General features: G+C 71.5%; 13 protein-coding genes and 1 tRNA gene. 5 read left to right on the top strand and 9 right to left on the bottom strand.

All coding sequences use genetic code 11. The features are described 5' to 3' along the window. Positions 1-107 precede the first annotated feature (107 nt). Positions 108-2660, bottom strand: coding sequence for an ABC transporter permease (locus ACZ49B_RS35565; RefSeq protein ID WP_468314434.1), 2553 nt, complete (start codon positions 2658-2660; stop codon positions 108-110). A 59-nt stretch (positions 2661-2719) separates the two neighbouring features. Then, positions 2720-3493, bottom strand: a complete 774-nt coding sequence (locus ACZ49B_RS35570; RefSeq protein ID WP_468314437.1) for an ABC transporter ATP-binding protein — start codon at positions 3491-3493, stop codon at positions 2720-2722. 479 nt (positions 3494-3972) lie between these two features. On the opposite strand from ACZ49B_RS35570, the gene ACZ49B_RS35575 reads away from it, so the two are divergent. Both ACZ49B_RS35575 and ACZ49B_RS35580 read left to right on the top strand, forming a co-directional pair. Continuing rightward, positions 3973-4053, top strand: a tRNA-Leu gene (locus ACZ49B_RS35575). Between the two features lie 134 nt (positions 4054-4187). After that, entirely contained in the window at positions 4188-5036 is an 849-nt protein-coding gene (locus ACZ49B_RS35580; RefSeq protein ID WP_468314440.1) for a Bax inhibitor-1/YccA family protein, read from the top strand. Between the two features lie 205 nt (positions 5037-5241). Here ACZ49B_RS35580 and ACZ49B_RS35585 read toward each other — a convergent pair whose 3' ends face one another. Next, positions 5242-5472, bottom strand: coding sequence for a DUF4287 domain-containing protein (locus tag ACZ49B_RS35585; RefSeq protein WP_468314443.1), 231 nt, complete (start codon positions 5470-5472; stop codon positions 5242-5244). A gap of 106 nt (positions 5473-5578) precedes the next feature. On the opposite strand from ACZ49B_RS35585, the gene ACZ49B_RS35590 reads away from it, so the two are divergent. Then, positions 5579-5944: a hypothetical protein gene (locus ACZ49B_RS35590; protein ID WP_468314446.1), complete on the top strand. Its 366-nt coding sequence runs from the start codon at positions 5579-5581 to the stop codon at positions 5942-5944. Here ACZ49B_RS35590 and ACZ49B_RS35595 read toward each other — a convergent pair. The 3 genes from ACZ49B_RS35595 to ACZ49B_RS35605 form a co-directional block, all read right to left on the bottom strand. After that, positions 5928-6740, bottom strand: coding sequence for a hypothetical protein (locus tag ACZ49B_RS35595; protein WP_468314486.1), 813 nt, complete (start codon positions 6738-6740; stop codon positions 5928-5930). The two genes, ACZ49B_RS35590 and ACZ49B_RS35595, sit on opposite strands and share 17 nt — an antisense overlap. 579 nt (positions 6741-7319) lie before the next feature. Beyond that, positions 7320-8540, bottom strand: coding sequence for an acetyl-CoA C-acetyltransferase (locus tag ACZ49B_RS35600; protein WP_468314448.1), 1221 nt, complete (start codon positions 8538-8540; stop codon positions 7320-7322). A 395-nt stretch (positions 8541-8935) separates the two neighbouring features. Then, positions 8936-9988, bottom strand: coding sequence for an SGNH/GDSL hydrolase family protein (locus ACZ49B_RS35605; protein WP_468314451.1), 1053 nt, complete (start codon positions 9986-9988; stop codon positions 8936-8938). Between the two features lie 134 nt (positions 9989-10122). On the opposite strand from ACZ49B_RS35605, the gene ACZ49B_RS35610 reads away from it, so the two are divergent. Continuing rightward, positions 10123-11508 (top strand): cystathionine beta-synthase, encoded by a 1386-nt coding sequence (locus ACZ49B_RS35610; protein WP_468314489.1) that lies wholly within the window; start codon positions 10123-10125, stop codon positions 11506-11508. A 456-nt stretch (positions 11509-11964) separates the two neighbouring features. Here the strand turns inward: ACZ49B_RS35610 and ACZ49B_RS35615 are convergent, their stop codons facing one another. Then, positions 11965-12330, bottom strand: coding sequence for a hypothetical protein (locus ACZ49B_RS35615; protein WP_468314454.1), 366 nt, complete (start codon positions 12328-12330; stop codon positions 11965-11967). 167 nt (positions 12331-12497) lie between these two features. Here ACZ49B_RS35615 and ACZ49B_RS35620 point away from each other — a divergent pair, with 167 nt between their 5' ends. Continuing rightward, positions 12498-13340 carry a MurR/RpiR family transcriptional regulator gene (locus tag ACZ49B_RS35620; RefSeq protein ID WP_468314457.1) on the top strand — a complete coding sequence of 281 codons (843 nt, stop codon included), beginning with the start codon at positions 12498-12500 and terminating at the stop codon, positions 13338-13340. Positions 13341-14689: 1349 nt separating this feature from the next. On the opposite strand, the gene ACZ49B_RS35625 is transcribed toward ACZ49B_RS35620, so the two are convergent. After that, on the bottom strand, positions 14690-15160 hold the full coding sequence (locus ACZ49B_RS35625) for a hypothetical protein (protein WP_468314460.1): 471 nt from the start codon (positions 15158-15160) through the stop codon (positions 14690-14692). A 204-nt stretch (positions 15161-15364) separates the two neighbouring features. Continuing rightward, positions 15365-16741 (bottom strand): type III PLP-dependent enzyme domain-containing protein, encoded by a 1377-nt coding sequence (locus ACZ49B_RS35630; protein WP_468314462.1) that lies wholly within the window; start codon positions 16739-16741, stop codon positions 15365-15367. Between the last annotated feature and the right edge of the window lie 86 nt (positions 16742-16827).

Raw genomic sequence — 16827 nt, forward strand, 5'->3', positions numbered from 1 at the left:
CCGTACGGCAGGGCCCGTACGGAATGCCCCCGTACACATGGGGGAAGGGCCCCGGGGCGTGTGCCCCGGGGCCCTTCCGTGTCCCTGTCCCAGCGAACCGCTCTGCGCTACTCCGTCTTGATGGCGGTCAGCATGTTCAGCCGGGCCGCGCTGCGGGCCGGCCACATGGCGGCCAGGACGCCGACCACGGCGGCCAGGAGGAGGAAGATGCCGATCCGGTCCCACGGGAGGATCAGTTCGTAGTTCGGCATGGCCTTCGCCATCGTGGTGCCGACCGCCCAGGCGAGGAAGACGCCGATGGCGACGCCCAGGGCCGCTCCGAAGAGCGAGATCACGACGGCCTCCAGGCGGATCATGTTCTTGACCCGGCCCCGGTCGAGACCGATCGCCCGCAGCATGCCGATCTCCTGGGTCCGCTCGAAGACGGACATCGCGAGGGTGTTGACCACGCCGAGGACCGAGATGATCAGCGCCATGCCGAGCAGGCCGTACATGACGTTCAGCATCGTGTTGATCATGCCGCCCATCTCGTTGCGCATGTCCTGCTGGGTGGCCACGGTGATGGCCGGGTTCTTGCCCAGGGCGTCGACGACCTTCTGCTGGCCGGCCTTGGACGCCCCGCCGTCGACGTTGACGTACACCTCGCGGACGTACTGCTCCTCGCTGTGCCCACTGAGGATCTTGTCGTCGATGACGTACGGGGAGAGCAGGCCCTCCATGTCCTTGTAGACCGCGCCGACCTTGAGGGTGCCCTCCTTGCCGTCGTCGTACTTCACGTTGATCGTGGAGCCGACGCCGAGGTTCTGCTTCTTCGCGGTCTTCTCGGCGACCAGGATCTCGCCCTTGCCGAGGGAGTCCACCGAGCCGCTGACGGTCTCGATGTTCAGCAGCTGGCCGATGGCGGCCGGGTTGACACCGGAGGCCGACCGGAAGTCCTCGCCGACCTTGAAGTAGCCGGCCGTCTGCGGGGAGACGGCCTTGATGCCGGGAGCCTTGGCCAGGGTCTCGGCCACCGACTTGTCGAGGCTGCCCATGTCGTCGGCCATGGAGACCTTGTAGTCCGCCTTGAGCTTTTCGGTGCTCATGCGGTCGACGACCTTGCCCACGGTGATGCCGAGCACCGACAGGGTGGTGACCAGGGTCAGGCCGATCGCCAGGGACGCGGCGGTGACGGCGGTGCGGCGCGGGTTGCGGACGGCGTTCTGGGAGGCCAGCTTGCCGGGGATCCCGAACACCTTCTGCAGCAGCGGGCGGACGGCCCCGATGACCGGCTTGGAGAGCAGCGGCAGCAGCACGATCATGCCGATGAGCATGAAGAAGGCGCCCGCGCCGATGGTCATGCGGCCGTCGTCGCCGCCCATGGAGACACCGAGCATGACCAGGCCGATGCCGAGGACGCTGATGACGGAACCGAGGACGTTGCGCAGGACCAGCGACTTCGCGGTGGCCGGCAGGTGGGCGCTGCCCATGGCGGCGACCGGGGCGATCCGGCCGGTGCGCCAGGCCGGCAGCACCGCGGCGATCGTCGTGACCAGGATGCCGATGACCAGGGCCGCGACGACGGTGCCCGGGGCGATCACCAGGTCACCGCCCGGGAGCTTGGCGCCGAAGGAGCCGATCAGGGAGCGCATGCCGACCGCGAGGCCGATACCGCTGATCAGGCCGACGGCGGCGGACACGGCGCCGACGACCAGGGCCTCGGCGAGCACGGAGCGCATGACCTGGCCGCGGTTGGCGCCGACGGCGCGCAGCAGGGCCAGCTCCTTGGTGCGCTGGGTGACCAGCATGGTGAAGGTGTTGTAGATCAGGAAGATGCCGACGAAGAGCGAGATGCCGGCGAAGACGAGCAGCATGGTGCCCATCTGGCCCAGGCCCTTCTCGATCTGCTTGGCCTGCTCCTTGGCGAGCGCCGCACCCGTCTGCGCCTTGGTGTTCTTGCTGTCGACCAGCGGCTTGATGTCGGCCAGCAGCTTATCGGCGGAGGTGCCGTCCTTGGCGCCTACCGACATCTCCTGGAAGTAGCCGGGCTTGAGATAGAGCTCCTGGGCGACCTTGGTGTCGAAGAGCACCAGGCTGCCGCCGGCCTGGACGGCGCCGTCCTCGGTGGTGAAGACACCGGCGAGGGAGTACTCCTTGACCGGGCCGTTGGTGGCGACGCGGACCTTGTCGCCGACCTTGTACCTGCCCTTGTCCGCGGTTGCCCTGTCGAGCGCGATCTCGTCGGCCTTGGCCGGGCCGGCGCCCTGGGTGAAGGCGTAGCGCGGGTCCTTGCCGTCCTTGACGGGCGTGTAGTTGGCGCCCTGGTTGGACCAGCCGGAGCCGATCAGCTTGCCGTTCTCGTCGCCGACGCCGGCGAAGCCGGCGACGCGCCCCGAGACCGAGGCGACGCCCGGGAGCGCCTTGACCTTGTCGAGGGTCTGCTGGCTGAGGCCGGGCTCGCCCTCCTTCTCGCCCTCTTCGTTGCGGGCCTGGCCGTACGAGGTGACGGAGACGGCCACTCCCTCGTAGCTCTTGGCGGACTGGTTGGAGAGGGACTTCTTGAGGGTGTCGGTGAAGACGAGGGTGCCGGAGACGAAGGCGACGCCGAGGGTGACGGCGAGCACCGTCATCAGCAGCCGGGCCTTGTGCGCAAGGACGTTGCGCAGGGCGGTACGGAACATGGTGGAGGAGTCCAGGATGTCGGGGGTCAGCGGAGGAGGACTGGCGGAGGGGCAGTCCCTCAGCTGGTGCGGCCCTTGGCGTCGAAGGCCTTCATGCGGTCGAGCACCCCGTCGGCGGTGGGGCTGAGCATCTCGTCGACGATGCGGCCGTCGGCGAGGAAGATGACGCGGTCCGCGTAGGAGGCGGCCACCGGGTCGTGGGTGACCATGACGACGGTCTGGCCGAGCTCGCGGACGGAGTTGCGCAGGAAGCCGAGGACCTCGGCGCCGGAGCGGGAGTCCAGGTTTCCGGTGGGCTCGTCACCGAAGATGATCTCGGGGCGGGAGGCCAGGGCGCGGGCCACGGCCACGCGCTGCTGCTGGCCGCCGGAGAGCTGGGTGGGGCGGTGGCCGAGCCGGTCGGAGAGGCCGACCATGCTGATCACGTTGTCCAGCCACTGCTTGTCGGGCTTGCGGCCCGCGATGTCCATCGGCAGGGTGATGTTCTCCAGCGCCGTCAGGGTCGGCAGCAGGTTGAACGCCTGGAAGATGAAGCCGATCTTGTCCCGGCGCAGCTGGGTCAGCTGCTTGTCCTTGAGGGTGCCGAGCTCGGTGTCGCCGATGCGGACGGAGCCGGCGGAGAAGGTGTCCAGGCCGGCGACGCAGTGCATCAGCGTGGACTTGCCGGAGCCCGAGGGGCCCATGATCGCGGTGAACTGTCCCTGCCCGAAGTCCACCGAGACGTTGTCGAGGGCGACCACCTGGGTCTCGCCCTGGCCGTACACCTTGGAGAGGCCGGTGGCCCGGGCGGCCACGGCGTGGGTGGTGCGGGGGGCGTAGTTCATGGTGGTCACGGAAGCGACTCCTCGGGCTGCGGACCGGGGTGCGGTCTGCTGATCGGCGGGACCCTTCCATCGTCGCCGCGCCCGCCGCGCCGGGGATCAGCCGCGGTGCCCGTTCGCTGGCCCACTGGAGTCTGATCGCGGGGCGGCCCGCCTCCTCCTCTGGTATGACAGCCGGCCGGGCAGCCCTCGGGGGCGGACCGGTGCCCGGCCGTGCCCCGGGGCGCGGCGGGGGGCCCGTGGTGGGGCGGGGTGGCCCGGGGTGGCGGGCAGGGTGGCGGGCAGGGTGGCGCGAGCCATCGAAATCCCGTCATTCCCGTTTCGGGCGTGATCGCCACCCGTAACGGGCCCACCGTGTGTTCTCGCTCCTGACGGACCCTCAAGCGCCAATAAAATCAGACAACATCGGATAGAGGACCCGCTTGCGACCTGGGCGTTCCGGATAGGCTCGGCGCAGCGTTCAGTGCTTTTTACGGGAGCCGCTACGCCCTGCCCGGATGGTGGAATGCAGACACGGCGAGCTTAAACCTCGCTGGCCTTAGGCCGTGCCGGTTCAAGTCCGGCTCCGGGCACTCCCGCACCCTCCCGATATCTCCGGCGCTTCGCCGTGCCTTCTCCTAAGATCCTCCTCGAGCAGTAGGGTGCTTTCTTTGCGAGCGCATTACTCTTGTTGCAAGGCCGCGCACGGTGGCCATGGAGGAGTGAGATGAGGAGCAGCAACCCGGTCTTCTCGCGACGGGGGTTCAGCCGCGACAGCGGGGGCTACGCGGGCTTTGACGCGCAGCACCAGCAGGCCGGGACCAACCCGTACGCGACGAATCCTTACGCCACCGACGTGACCACCGGCATGCCGCAGGCGCCCGAGCGCGCCGGCGCCATGACGATGGACGACGTGGTGAGCCGTACGGCCATGACGCTCGGCACGGTCATCCTCACGGCGACGATCGCGTGGCTCGCCGTGCCCGTCGACGCGGCGAACCTCGGCCCGGCGTACGGCATCGCCATCGGCGCCGCTCTCGTCGCGATGGTCCTCGGACTCGTCCAGAGCTTCAAGCGCAAGGCCTCCCCGGCGATCATCCTGGGCTACGCGGCCTTCGAGGGCTTCTTCCTCGGCGTCATCAGCTCGGCCACCAGCACCTACCTCGGTGCCGGCGTGGTCGTCCAGGCCGTGCTCGGCACGATGTGCGTGTTCGCCTCCGTGCTCTTCGCGTACAAGATGCGCTGGATCCGCGTCACCCGCCGCTTCTACGGCTTCGTGATGGCGGCCGCCATGGGCTTCATGCTGCTCATGGTCGCGAACCTGCTGTTCTCGGTCTTCGCGGGCGGCGACGGCCTCGGCTTCCGCAGCGGCGGCCTCGGCATCCTGTTCGGCGTCATCGGCGTCGTCCTCGGCGCCTGCTTCCTCGCCCTGGACTTCAAGCAGGTCGAGGACGGCATCACGTACGGCGCGCCGCGCGACGAGGCCTGGCTGGCGGCCTTCGGCCTCACGCTGACCCTGGTGTGGATCTACCTGGAGCTGCTGCGGATCTTCTCGATCCTCTCCGGCGACGACTAGTCGTACCGGCCGGTCGTACCGGCGCCCGCAGAAGGCAGGGGGAAGGCCCCGCGAGCTCACCGCTCGCGGGGCCTTCCCGCGTCTCGGAGGGGGTACGGGGTCGGGGGCAGGGATCGGGGTCGGGATCGACGTCCCGTGATCGAGGGACCGGATTCGACGGACCGGATTCGAGGGATCGGATTCGAAGGGACGGGACGGGGACGGCTCAGCCGAACTTGCGGGCCGCCCTGCGCAGGTCGTATTCGTGGATGATCGCCTTGGCCTGGCCGTACGAGAGCTCGTGCGCGCCGCGCAGCCAGCTGACCTTCTCCTCGAACCGGACGAGGGAGGGGCCGTCGTCCACGGCGCGGAGCCAGTCGGAGACTTCACGACCGGTGGTCTGGGGGATTCTGTCGATCATGTTCCGGTGGGTCTGCTCGGAGAACTCTACGGACATGGGCGCCTCCGGAGGTATCGCCGTGCTGTGCTGTTCTCTTCACGCCACCGTGCCGGAGAGTTCGCCCGTTGGCAATGGTGCCGCGGCGGCGCGTAAGGTCGGCCGGGTGCTTGATACTTCGCCCCTGACCGCCGTCGTGGAACGTTTCGCCGACCGGCTGCGGGCCATGCCGCAGAGCCGTCTCCAGCAGGGGGCCGCCGCCGAGGCGCTGGAGCTGGCCCGGGAGCTCTCCGTACGGGCCCAGGCGCTCGAGGCGCCGGAGCGGGCCGAGGGGGCGGCTCCGGCGCGGAACATGCCCGACGCGGGGGTCTTCGTGGTCGGGGACCAGGTCGCGGTGGCCGGGCTGGACCTCGCGGAGGCGCTGCGCGCCGCCGCCGGCGAGGAGTCCGCGGAAACCGCGAAGGCCCCGTCCGAGATGCTGGACGAGGCCGTGCGGCTGGTGGAACAGGCGGAGGTCAGAGCGAAGCGATGACGCGGTCCGCGAGGATGTAGACGTTGTTGTCCGGGTCCTGGGAGTCACCGCAGGAGAAGGTCAGCGCGTAGGCGCCCGAGATGCCCGAGCCGCCCAGCAGGACCGGCGCGGTGCCCGAGCGCAGCGCCTCGGCGAGGCGCTCCGCCGTCTCCCGGTGGCCCGGGGTCATGCACAGCGTGGTGCCGTCGGTGAAGACGTACACGTCGAGCGTGCCCAGCGGGCCCGGGCGGACGTCGGCGAGGGCCGTACGGGCCTCCGCGAGCTCCTCCAGGCGGCTGACCGTGCGCTCGTGGTCGGCGCCGGGGGCCGAGGCCTGGGCCGGGACGAAGTCGGGGTGCGAGGGGTGGCGCCGGCGGGCGGCGGCCAGCTCGGCGGAATCCTCGGGGTAGTCGTCGGCCGCCTCGTCGCCGAGCACCGGCTCCAGACCCACCAGGTCCGCCTGGCGGGGCAGGAAGAGGGCAGGACCGTCCTCACCGAGCCCGGGCAGGCCACCCAGCAGGGAGGGGGCGTCGGCGGCGTCACGAGCCTCCTGCGCGGCCCAGAAGGCCCGCGCCTCGGCGAGCTCGCGCTCGCGCTCCTCGGCCAGGGCCTCGGCCACGGCGGCTCGTATCTCGGCGGCGGGGGAATGCACGGCACTGCGGGCGTGCGGGACGGTCGCACCGCCGCGGGTGGGGGCCGGCGAAGCCAGCTCACCGCGGAGGGCCGCCACCTGCTTGCGCAGGCCGTGTACAGCGTGCAGCGCAGCAGCGCCCACGGCCGCGGCGGCGGCCGTGGTCAGCAGCAGGGCAAGAGACATGGCGCTCACTGACTAACTCCTGATTGATTCGATCCCCCGACTTCCTACATCAGAGTGTCCCGACCTGGGAATGGCGTGCAGTGCATTACGTCACGAATTGGACAGGGCTTTGGTCACACCGGGGGCGGGCGATTGTGCCCTGACCTGGGGAAACGACAAACCCCCAGGACGAAGGTCACATCCTGGGGGAGATTCGGTCACAGGTCGGCCGCGACGGGATTGGATTCGGTGTCAGTACGCCACAAGGGATCAAGCAGATCCCTTGTGGCGCCTGGACGGGCGCTCGCTTCTCGTGGTCGCGCTGATCTTCGCCACCGCTGCGGGCAGGTGCCGCCGCTCGTTCCTCGCGGCGACCCCTACCCTCCGCTCCGGCTCAGCTCAGGCGCTCGCCGCTCGTGGTCGCGCTGATCTTCGCCACCGCTGCGGGCAGGTGCCGCCGCTCGTTCCTCGCGGCGACCCCTACCCTCCGCTCCGGCTCAGCTCAGGCGCTCGCTTCTCGTGGTCGCGCTGATCTTCGCCACCGCTGCGGGCAGGTGCCGCCGCTCGTTCCTCACGGCGACCCCTACCCTCCGCTCCGGCTCAGCTCAGGCGCTCGATGACCATGGCCATGCCCTGGCCGCCGCCCACGCACATGGTCTCGAGGCCGAACTGCTTGTCGTGGAACTGCAGGCTGTTGATCAGAGTGCCGGTGATGCGGGCACCGGTCATCCCGAACGGGTGACCGACGGCGATGGCCCCACCGTTGACGTTCAGCTTCTCCAGCGGGATCTCCAGATCCCGGTAGGAGGGGATGACCTGCGCCGCGAAGGCCTCGTTGATCTCGAACAGGTCGATGTCGCCCACGGTCAGACCGGCGCGCTTCAGGGCCTGCTTCGACGCCTCGACCGGGCCGAGGCCCATGATCTCGGGGGACAGGCCGGTGACGCCGGTGGAGACGATCCGGGCCAGGGGGGTCAGGCCGAGCTCGCGGGCCTTGGTGTCGCTCATGATGACCAGCGCGGCGGCGCCGTCGTTCAGCGGGCAGCAGTTGCCGGCCGTGACCAGGCCGTCGGGGCGGAAGACGGGCTTGAGGCCCTGAACGGCCTCCAGGGTGACGCCGGCGCGCGGGCCGTCGTCCGTGGAGACGACGGTGCCGTCCGGGGTCGTGACCGGGGTGATCTCCCGCTCCCAGAAGCCGTTCTTGATCGCGGCCTCGGCGAGGTTCTGCGAACGGACGCCGAACTCGTCCATGTCCTGGCGGGTCACGCCCTTGAGGCGGGCCAGGTTCTCGGCGGTCTGCCCCATCGAGATGTACGCGTCCGGGATCAGGCCGTCCTCGCGCGGGTCGTGCCAGGACGCGCCCTCGCTCTGGGAGACGGCGGCGGTACGGGCCTCCGCGTCCACGAAGAGCGGGTTGTGGGTGTCCGGCAGGCCGTCGGAGGAGCCCTTCACGGAACGGGAGACCATCTCGACGCCCGCGGAGATGAAGACGTCGCCCTCGCCGGCCTTGATGGCGTGCAGCGCCATGCGGGAGGTCTGGAGCGAGGAGGAGCAGTAGCGGGTGATCGTGGTGCCGGGCAGGTAGTCCATGCCCATCTGCACCGCGACGATCCGGGCGAGGTTGTGGCCCTGCTCGCCGCCGGGGAGGCCGCAGCCGAGCATCAGGTCGTCGATCTGGCGCGGGTCCAGCTCGGGGACCTTGGCGAGCGCGGCCTGGATGATCGTGGCGGTCAGGTCGTCCGGACGCACGTCCTTGAGGGACCCCTTGAAGGCGCGCCCGATGGGGGAGCGGGCGGCGGAAACGATGACTGCTTCGGGCATCGGGGCTCCAAGGGGGATGCGTGGTTGCGGGACCGCATGCGAAGTTACCGCCCCGTACGGTCGAGGTCACCGGCTTCGGCATGTGATGCCGGTCGCTCCGCGGGTTCAACGCCCGGCCCGCCGTCTCCTGTTCCGCCCCGCGCCGACGAGCTCGCGCCGGCCCCCGCCCCGAACCCCTGAGGGGCTGGTTCGGCCCGTCCGGCGTGTGAGGACCGGGTCCGGGCAGGGCCCGGGGAACGGTGGAAGGGCGGGCAGGGGGCGGCCCCGCGCAGCGGCCCGTCGCCGGTTCCGGCCCGGGGCCGCCCTCGCCGGGAGGTCCGCTCGCGGGGACGCGGAACGGCCGCGCGCCCCGGTACGGCCGGCGCCCCGGAACGGCGGCGCGCCCCCCGGACGGGTCAGGTGCCGGCCACCTGGGATCCGGGGACCGGGTCCTGGTTCGGTGGGGGTGTGGAGACGCCCTCGGTCGGGACCCGGCGGCGGCGACGGTGCTTGAGGAGGGCCCACGGCCCGCGTGCGGCCGTGACCTCGGTGCCCGCCTGCCCGGCAGCGGCAGACGCGGCCTTGGCGACCGGAAGCATGTCCTCGTTCCGCGCCACCTCCAGCCGGTCCGACTCCGGCCACAGGGAGAGCGCCGCGCACAGCGTGGGGAGGACCGCCATGGCGGCGGTCGCGTACCCCTCCGCCGACGGGTGGTACGAGTCCGGGCCGAACATCTCGCGGGGGTTCGCCGCGAACTCCGGGCCCAGCAGGTCCCCCATCGAGACCGTACGGGCCCCCAGCGCGACGACCCCTATGGTCTGCGCGGCAGCCAGCTGGCGCGAGACCCGGCGGGCCAGCCACCGCAGCGGCTGGTACACCGGCTCGATGGTGCCCAGGTCGGGGCAGGTGCCGACCACCACCTCGGAGCCCGCGAGCCGCAGCCGGCGTACGGCCGAGGTGAGGTGGCGCACCGACTGCGTCGGCGGCATGCGCCGCGTCACGTCGTTCGCGCCGATCATGATCACGCACACGTCGGGCGGCGGCAGCTCGCCGTCCAGGAGCAGGCCCGCCTGGCGGTCGAGGTCGTCGGACATGGCCCCGGAGACGGCCACGTTGCGCAGCTCCACCGGCCGCTCGGCCACCGCCGCCAGCCCCGAGGCCAGCAGCGCGGCCGGGGTCTGTCTGGCCCGGCGCACGCCGAGCCCGGCGGCCGTGGAGTCCCCCAGCATGGCGAGCCGCAGCGGGACGTTGCCCGGTTCCAGCCCGGGGCCCGCCTCCGGTCTGCCGAACTCGCCCCCGTACAGCCCGTCCGCACGCGGCGGCTCGCCCAATCCGGTGCCCACCGTCCGCTTGGCGAACTGGACCTCCGCCAGCACCAGCCCCACGGCGGCGGCTCCGACCAGCCCGAGCCCGCCGCCGCCGTACGCCGCGCCCGCCGCGATCCGGCGGGCCGTCCTCGCCCTGGACACCTCTCGAGCCACCTCGCTTTGCTGACGGGCCTCGATGACCTACCTGCCCCGTACTGCCGGTCGGCCAATCCCTTTCCGCATAGTCTGGCCGGACCTCCCGGAGAACCCGTGGAGTCCCCTCCCTGGAGAACATGGTGCAATTCCACGACTCGATGATCAGCCTCGTCGGCAACACCCCGCTGGTGAAGCTCAACCGTGTGACCGAAGGCCTGCAGGCCACCGTCCTTGCCAAGGTCGAGTACTTCAATCCCGGCGGATCCGTGAAGGACCGGATCGCCGTCCGGATGATCGAGGCCGCCGAGCAGAGCGGTGCCCTCAAGCCCGGTGGCACCATCGTGGAGCCGACCAGCGGCAACACCGGCGTAGGACTCGCCATCGTGGCCCAGCAGAAGGGCTACAAGTGCATCTTCGTCTGCCCTGACAAGGTGTCCATGGACAAGATCAACGTGCTGCGCGCGTACGGCGCCGACGTGGTGGTCTGCCCGACGGCCGTCGACCCCGAGCACCCGGACTCGTACTACAACGTGTCCGACCGCCTCGTCCGCGAGACCCCGGGAGCCTGGAAGCCGGACCAGTACAGCAACCCGAACAACCCCCGTTCGCACTACGAGACCACCGGTCCCGAGCTGTGGGAGCAGACGGACGGGAAGATCACCCACTTCGTCGCGGGCGTCGGCACGGGCGGCACGATCTCGGGCACCGGCAACTACCTCAAGGAGGTGTCCGGCGGCAAGGTCAAGGTCATCGGCGCCGACCCCGAGGGCTCGGTCTACTCCGGCGGCTCCGGCCGCCCGTACCTGGTCGAGGGCGTCGGCGAGGACTTCTGGCCGACCGCTTACGACCCGAACGTCACCGACGAGATCATCGCGGTGTCCGACAAGGACTCCTTCCAGATGACCCGCCGCCTCGCCAAGGAGGAGGGCCTCCTCGTCGGCGGCTCCTGCGGCATGGCGGTCGTCGCGGCGCTGAAGGCGGCCGAGGGCCTCGGCCCGGACGACGTGGTCGTCGTCCTGCTGCCGGACAGCGGCCGCGGCTACATGAGCAAGATCTTCAGCGACGAGTGGATGGCCGGGCACGGCTTCCTCGAGGAGGCGGGCCCCGCGGCGCGCATCGGCGACGTGCTCGCGGACAAGGAGGGCGCCATGCCGTCCCTGGTCCACATGCACCCCGAGGAGACCGTGGGCGAGGCCATCGAGGTGCTGCGCGAGTACGGCGTCTCGCAGATGCCGATCGTCAAGCCCGGCGCCGGCCACCCGGACGTGATGGCCGCCGAGGTCATCGGCTCGGTCGTGGAGAAGGAGCTGCTGGCGGCGCTGTTCGCGAAGCAGGCCTCGCTGTCCGACCCGCTCGAGAAGCACATGAGCCGGCCGCTGCCGCAGGTCGGCTCGGGCGAGCCGGTGTCGGAGCTGATGTCCGTGCTGGGCGACGCGGACGCGGCGATCGTGCTGGTCGAGGGCAAGCCGACCGGCGTGGTCAGCCGTCAGGACCTGCTGGCGTTCCTCGCGAAGGGCGCGAAGTAGGCGCTGCCGGTGGCGGGATGACGGTGTGCCGGCATGTCGCGCAAAAGGTACGGGCCCGTCATGTGACGGCAGCACCGGCTTAACACGGCTCCGGCACAGTGGTGGTTGTCGGCAGGAGCGCACAGCTTCGGCCGACACCACCGAACGGCGTCGGCGTGGTTCCGGAGCGGCTCCCGGACCGCGCGGACGCCACGGACGCGGCCGGCTCTGACCCGGCCCGTGTCCTTCGCGGGGACCGCCGTCGTCCCGCCCCTCGCACTCGCGAGGGTGCGGCGGTCCCCGCGCACACCTCTTTTTCGGGCGCGGCTCGCCTCCGGGGCGCTCGTGCCTGACTCACAGGGTCGTACGTGCTCGAAAACGCTCGTTCCTCGCGTTTTCTCCGCGCGCTCGTCCCTGTTCCCCAGGCGCGCCCCTTCGGCTCGCTCGCGCCGTGCAGTGGTGGGGGCCGCGCGGCGGTCAGGGGCGGTGGCGGAAGGATTTGGTTGCGTGGACGAAGTTCACGCCGACGACGCCCGCCCACGCCACCAGCAGGCCCTTGAACCCCGCCTGCGTGGCGCCGATGGCCGACAGCGGGATCGCCAGGACCAGCGTGATGATCGCGAAGCCGAAGCGTTCGCCGAAGTTGCCGTCCAGCGGCGACGGCGCGCCGCCGCTCTTGTCCCCGCGGACGGCGGCCAGGCGTTCCTCGGCCAGCCGGCGCCGGACCTGGGTGTCGACCTTCTCCACGAAGGAGTCCACGAGCGCGGCCTCGTAGTCCGGCCCCAGTTCGCGCCGGGCGTCCAACGTCGCGTCGAGTTCCTTCTTCAGCTCCTGGGACTCCATGCGCCCAGCGTAGGAACGGGCGCCTGCCCCGGCACTGGGGGTAGCCCCCGTATCCCCGGGCACCCTCTTCCCTGGTCGTCTCGCGGAGCGGTCCGCGGCTTGCCGTCCTGCATAACCGCATGCAGAGTGCTCGGTGACTGAATAATCATGGGGACGGAGGGGTCGGGATGAGCGACAGCCCGGCAGCGCGGCTGCAGAAGCTGTTCGAGGGGCACCGGCTGACGCCCACCCAGCGGCGGATCGCCCACTGCATGGTCCGGGGTGCGGCGGACGTGCCGTTCCTGTCGAGCGTGGAGCTCGCCGAGCTGGCCGGGGTGAGCCAGCCCTCGGTGACCCGCTTCGCGGTGGCGCTCGGCTTCGACGGGTATCCGGCGCTGCGCCGGCACCTGCGCGAGGTGGCTCCCGCCGAGCGCGCCGAGGCCGCGCAGGAGGACGCGTACAACGAGTACCAGCAGGCCGTACAGGGCGAGATCGAGAACCTGCGGCAGCTGTCGGCGATGCTCGCCGACCCCTCGCCGGTCGAGGAGGCGGGCCGGGTGCTCGCCGCGTCCAGGCCGCTGCCCGTGCTCGGGCTGAGGGCGGCGTCCTCGCAGGCGCGCGGGTTCGCGTACTTCGCCGCCAAGGTGCATCCGGACGTACGGCTCCTCGACGAGGGCGGCTCGATGCTCGCCGACCGGATCGACGCGGCCGCCGGGGCCGGGGCCTCGGCGCTGCTGTGCTTCGCGCTGCCGAGGCATCCGCGGGAGGTGGCGGAGGCCCTGGATCACGCGCGGGAGGCCGGGCTGAAGGTCGTGACGGTCGCGGACTCGGCGTTCGCCCCGGTGGCCCGCTCCTCGGACCTGCTGATCCCGGCGCCGGTCGGGACGGGACTGGCCTTCGACACGGCGTGCGCACCGATGCTGCTGGGCCGGGTCCTCCTGGAGGCGATGGCGGACGCCCTCCCGGACGCCCAGGCCCGCCTGGAGGCCTTCGACGCGCGGGCGGCGGCGCGGGGGTTGTTCGTGGAGTAGGGGCTCTGCCGGGGCGGGGCCTTCGCCCCCCTCCCACCCCCACCCCCCGGCGGCGGTCGCCCACCTGCCGCCTCCCACGGGGGCGACCCGGATCGGCGACGTGCTGCCGGGCGGGGGGCCGAAGGGTATGGGTTCCGTCGGCCGGGGCCGGCGGGGCGGGTCGGGGGCTTCGGGGGGCGGCGTCCAACTGAGCGGGATCAGGGAGGGTTTGGGGGTTTCCCGCCAGTCCCATAGTCCTTCCGGTGCGGGCCGCCCCGTCAAGGGCGCTCCTTCGTCGCGTCGCTACGCGATGGCCTGCGGCCACCCTTGACCGACCGTCCCACCCCGGAAAGACAAGGACTGTCGGGAAGCCCCCAAAAGAACGGTCACCTTGCTTCCTGCTTCGGGCCCGGGCCATCAGCGATGCAGGGCCCCGGTCCCCGGGTGTCCGGATCCCCCCACGGGGCCCATAGGCAGGCCCGTTCCGGGTCGGGCCCGGTCAACCCGCACCAGACAGCGACCAGAGCATGGTCGGAAGCGGGGATGCGCATCAGATCGCTACGCGCTCCTCGATCAGGCGTCCGACGGCCGTCCAGGGCTGGACATGGACCGCCCACGATCGCTACGCGCTTCTCCATGACGGCGCCCGACCGCCGTCTGTTGCCGTGTGTCGGGCGGCAGGGGCTCTTTTCGGGCGTGCAGACGGGCTGACGGAGTCTGGTGCCGGATTTTTTGGCCTCTCACTCCGTCAAGACGCCCCACAGCCTCCAACCCGTCGCCAAATCGGGGCAAACCGGCCACTGTGGCGATCGTGGACGTCTGTGTCCGGCCGAGGGCGGCCGTCGGACGCCGAGAGATGAGGAGCGCGTAGCGATCTGACGCGCCCCGGCCCCCGACCATGGTCTGGCCGCTGTCTGGTGCGGGTAGACCGGGCCCCGACACGGAACGGGCCTGCCTATGGGCCCCGTGGGGGGATCCGGACACCTAGGACCGGGGCCCTGCATTGCTGACGGGCCCGCATGTCGATCTGTCCCAGGTGACCGTTCTTTTGGGGGCTTCCCGACAGTCCTTGTCTTTCCGGGGTGGGACGGTCGGTCAAGGGTGGCCGCAGGCCATCGCGTAGCGACGCGACCGCAGGGAGCGCCCTTGAGGGACCGGCACGCACCGGAAGGACTATGGGACTGACGGGAAACCCCCAAACCCTCCCTGATCCCGCTGAGTTGGCCGCCGACCCCCGAAGCCGCCGACCCGCGTTCCCCGACCCGCTGCGCGGGCCCCGCCGGCTGCGCCCGCGGGCCCCGCGCAGCGGCGGAAGGGGCGCGGCTCCTGGCGGAGCCGCGCCCTTCGTGTGTTCTGGGGGGAACGTCGGGTCAGACCGCGAGCTCGATGGTGGAGCTGCCCGTGCCGCCCTGTACGGGGGGCTTGGGCTGCCTCGCCGCGCACTGCTCGGGAGTGTCGACTCCGAGGCACAGCTGCGATCCCATCGGGACCTTGACGGTGTTGTCGCCCTTCGGCAGGGGCTTGCCGTCGACGCACAGCCCCGGGGCCGCCTTCGGGTCGTTGCAGTAGCTCTCCGGAACCACACCGGACTCGGAGTCCGCCGGCTTGGAGGGAGTCTCGCCCTCGCCGGCAGGGTTCTCGTCGGACGGGACCTTGTCGTTGTTCTTGTCCTCGCCCTGGCGGTCCTTGTGCTCGTGGCTGCCGCGGTCGGCCGGGTGGGTGATCGCCTGCGGCGTCGCCGGGGCGGCGAACGCGCCGGTGGGGAGCAGTACGCCTCCGGCGGCCAGCGAGGTCGAGGCGGTGAGCAGCGCGAGACGCAGGGTGCGGGAGGTGAGAGACATGGGAGGCCTTCCAGAGGAGGGAGGGGGAGTGGGTCACCGGTTGTGCGTGAGCCCGTGTATCCAGTAAGCCCCGACGGCCGGATCGCGTCATGACCCTGCAATTCGTGACTTGACGGATTTCGGCTGATTTGGTAGCCGCACCCATGTCGCAGGGGCGACGGCCACCCCACACCACCCCACACCACCCCGCATCCCCGCCGCCGGTCAGCCGTCCGCCCGGACCAGGGCCTCCCCGAAGGCGCCCCCCGCCTCCGTCACGATCGAGGCCGCCGACTGGGCCGGGCGGGCCAGGGCGAAGCTGACCGCCCCTGCCCGGGTCGTCGTGAAGCCGTGGACCGGCGGGCGCGGGAGGCTGTTGTAGCCGTAGTGGGCCGTGAAGAAGTACGCGCCCGTGTCCGGGATCGCGATCAGGTCCCCCGGGGCCAGTTCCGGCAGCTCCCGGGCCGTGGCCAGCAGGTCGCCCGCGAAGCATGCCGGGCCCGCGACGTCCTGGGCGACCGGCGGGCCCGTCTTCGGGGTGCCCTTCGCGTCGTACGGCAGGATCCGCAGCGGCCATGCCGCCGGTGCGTAGACCGTACGGGTCGCCAGCTGGACCCCGGCGTGCGTGAGGGCGATCGGGCGGCCCCCGGTGGTCTTCGTGTACTCGACCCGGGAGAGCGCCAGGCCGTGCTTGGCCAGCAGCGACCTGCCGAACTCCGTCACCAGGCCGTAGCGCCCCGAGAAGAGGGCCGGGACGGCCTCGCGGAGGGCCGCCACGTACTGCGCGTACGTCGGGCTCTCGGCGTCCGACGCGAAGTTCACGGGCAGGCCCCCGCCGATGTCGAGGGTGTCGACCTGGCGCCGCCCGGCCGCCGCGTTGATCTCCTCCGCCAGGGAGTGGAGGGCGCGGACCCCTTCCGCGATCAGGGGGAGGGGCACGCCCTGGGAGCCCGAGTGGGTGTGCAGCCGGGTCAGCCACGGCCGGTCCAGGAAGGCCCGTACGAGCCACTCGCGCGCCCCCGGGTCCCGCAGCGCGATCCCGAACTTCGACGTCGCGGTGGCCGTGGAGAGGGCGTCGATGGTGCCCGCGCCCGTCTGCGGGTTGATCCGGATCCCCAGAGGGGCCGCCGTGGGGGCCTCGGCGACCAGCGCGTCCAGGCGTTCCAGTTCCTGCCGGTTGTCGGCGTTGACGGCGATCCCGAGCGCCAGCGCCTCGCGCAGCTCGGCCACCGTCTTGGCGGGGGAGTCCAGAACCGTCCGCTCCGGCTCCACCCCGGCCGCCCGGGCCAGCGCCAGCTCGCCGGGGCTCGCGACCTCGCAGCCGAGGCCGCAGTCCGCGAGCAGCCGCAGCACCGGCACGAGCGGGCACGCCTTCACCGCGAAGGCGTGCAGGACGGGGGTGCCGGGCGCCAGCGCGGCCGCGAAGGCGCTGGTCAGGGCGGCGGCGGAGGATCGGATCCCGGTCACGTCCAGCAGGCAGACCAGGGGCTCCGCGGCGTCCGCCCCGCCCACCAGACCCTGCTCGACCGCGGCCCGTACCGCCAGGTCCCGGCGCGCCGCGGCATCCGCCGCGCCCGCCGCCGTGTGCGTCTCGAGAGCCATTCCGTCAGCCAATCATCCGGCGGGTCGGCCCGCAGCTGTTGACTGAATCTATTCAGGAAGTCAGGATGTGAATAGATTGACCAACA

Source organism: Streptomyces sp. NPDC031132, assembly GCF_055570595.1.

Bases quoted from the DNA above. Each gene is read 5' to 3' on its own strand.
- ACZ49B_RS35630 (WP_468314462.1), bottom strand. From the start codon at position 16,741: ATGGCTCTCGAGACGCACACGGCGGCGGGCGCGGCGGATGCCGCGGCG.
- ACZ49B_RS35620 (WP_468314457.1), top strand. From the start codon at position 12,498: ATGAGCGACAGCCCGGCAGCGCGGCTGCAGAAGCTGTTCGAGGGGCAC.
- ACZ49B_RS35580 (WP_468314440.1), top strand. From the start codon at position 4,188: ATGAGGAGCAGCAACCCGGTCTTCTCGCGACGGGGGTTCAGCCGCGAC.
- ACZ49B_RS35585 (WP_468314443.1), bottom strand. From the start codon at position 5,472: ATGTCCGTAGAGTTCTCCGAGCAGACCCACCGGAACATGATCGACAGA.
- ACZ49B_RS35595 (WP_468314486.1), bottom strand. From the start codon at position 6,740: ATGTCTCTTGCCCTGCTGCTGACCACGGCCGCCGCCGCGGCCGTGGGC.
- ACZ49B_RS35625 (WP_468314460.1), bottom strand. From the start codon at position 15,160: ATGTCTCTCACCTCCCGCACCCTGCGTCTCGCGCTGCTCACCGCCTCG.
- ACZ49B_RS35565 (WP_468314434.1), bottom strand. From the start codon at position 2,660: ATGTTCCGTACCGCCCTGCGCAACGTCCTTGCGCACAAGGCCCGGCTG.
- ACZ49B_RS35615 (WP_468314454.1), bottom strand. From the start codon at position 12,330: ATGGAGTCCCAGGAGCTGAAGAAGGAACTCGACGCGACGTTGGACGCC.
- ACZ49B_RS35600 (WP_468314448.1), bottom strand. From the start codon at position 8,540: ATGCCCGAAGCAGTCATCGTTTCCGCCGCCCGCTCCCCCATCGGGCGC.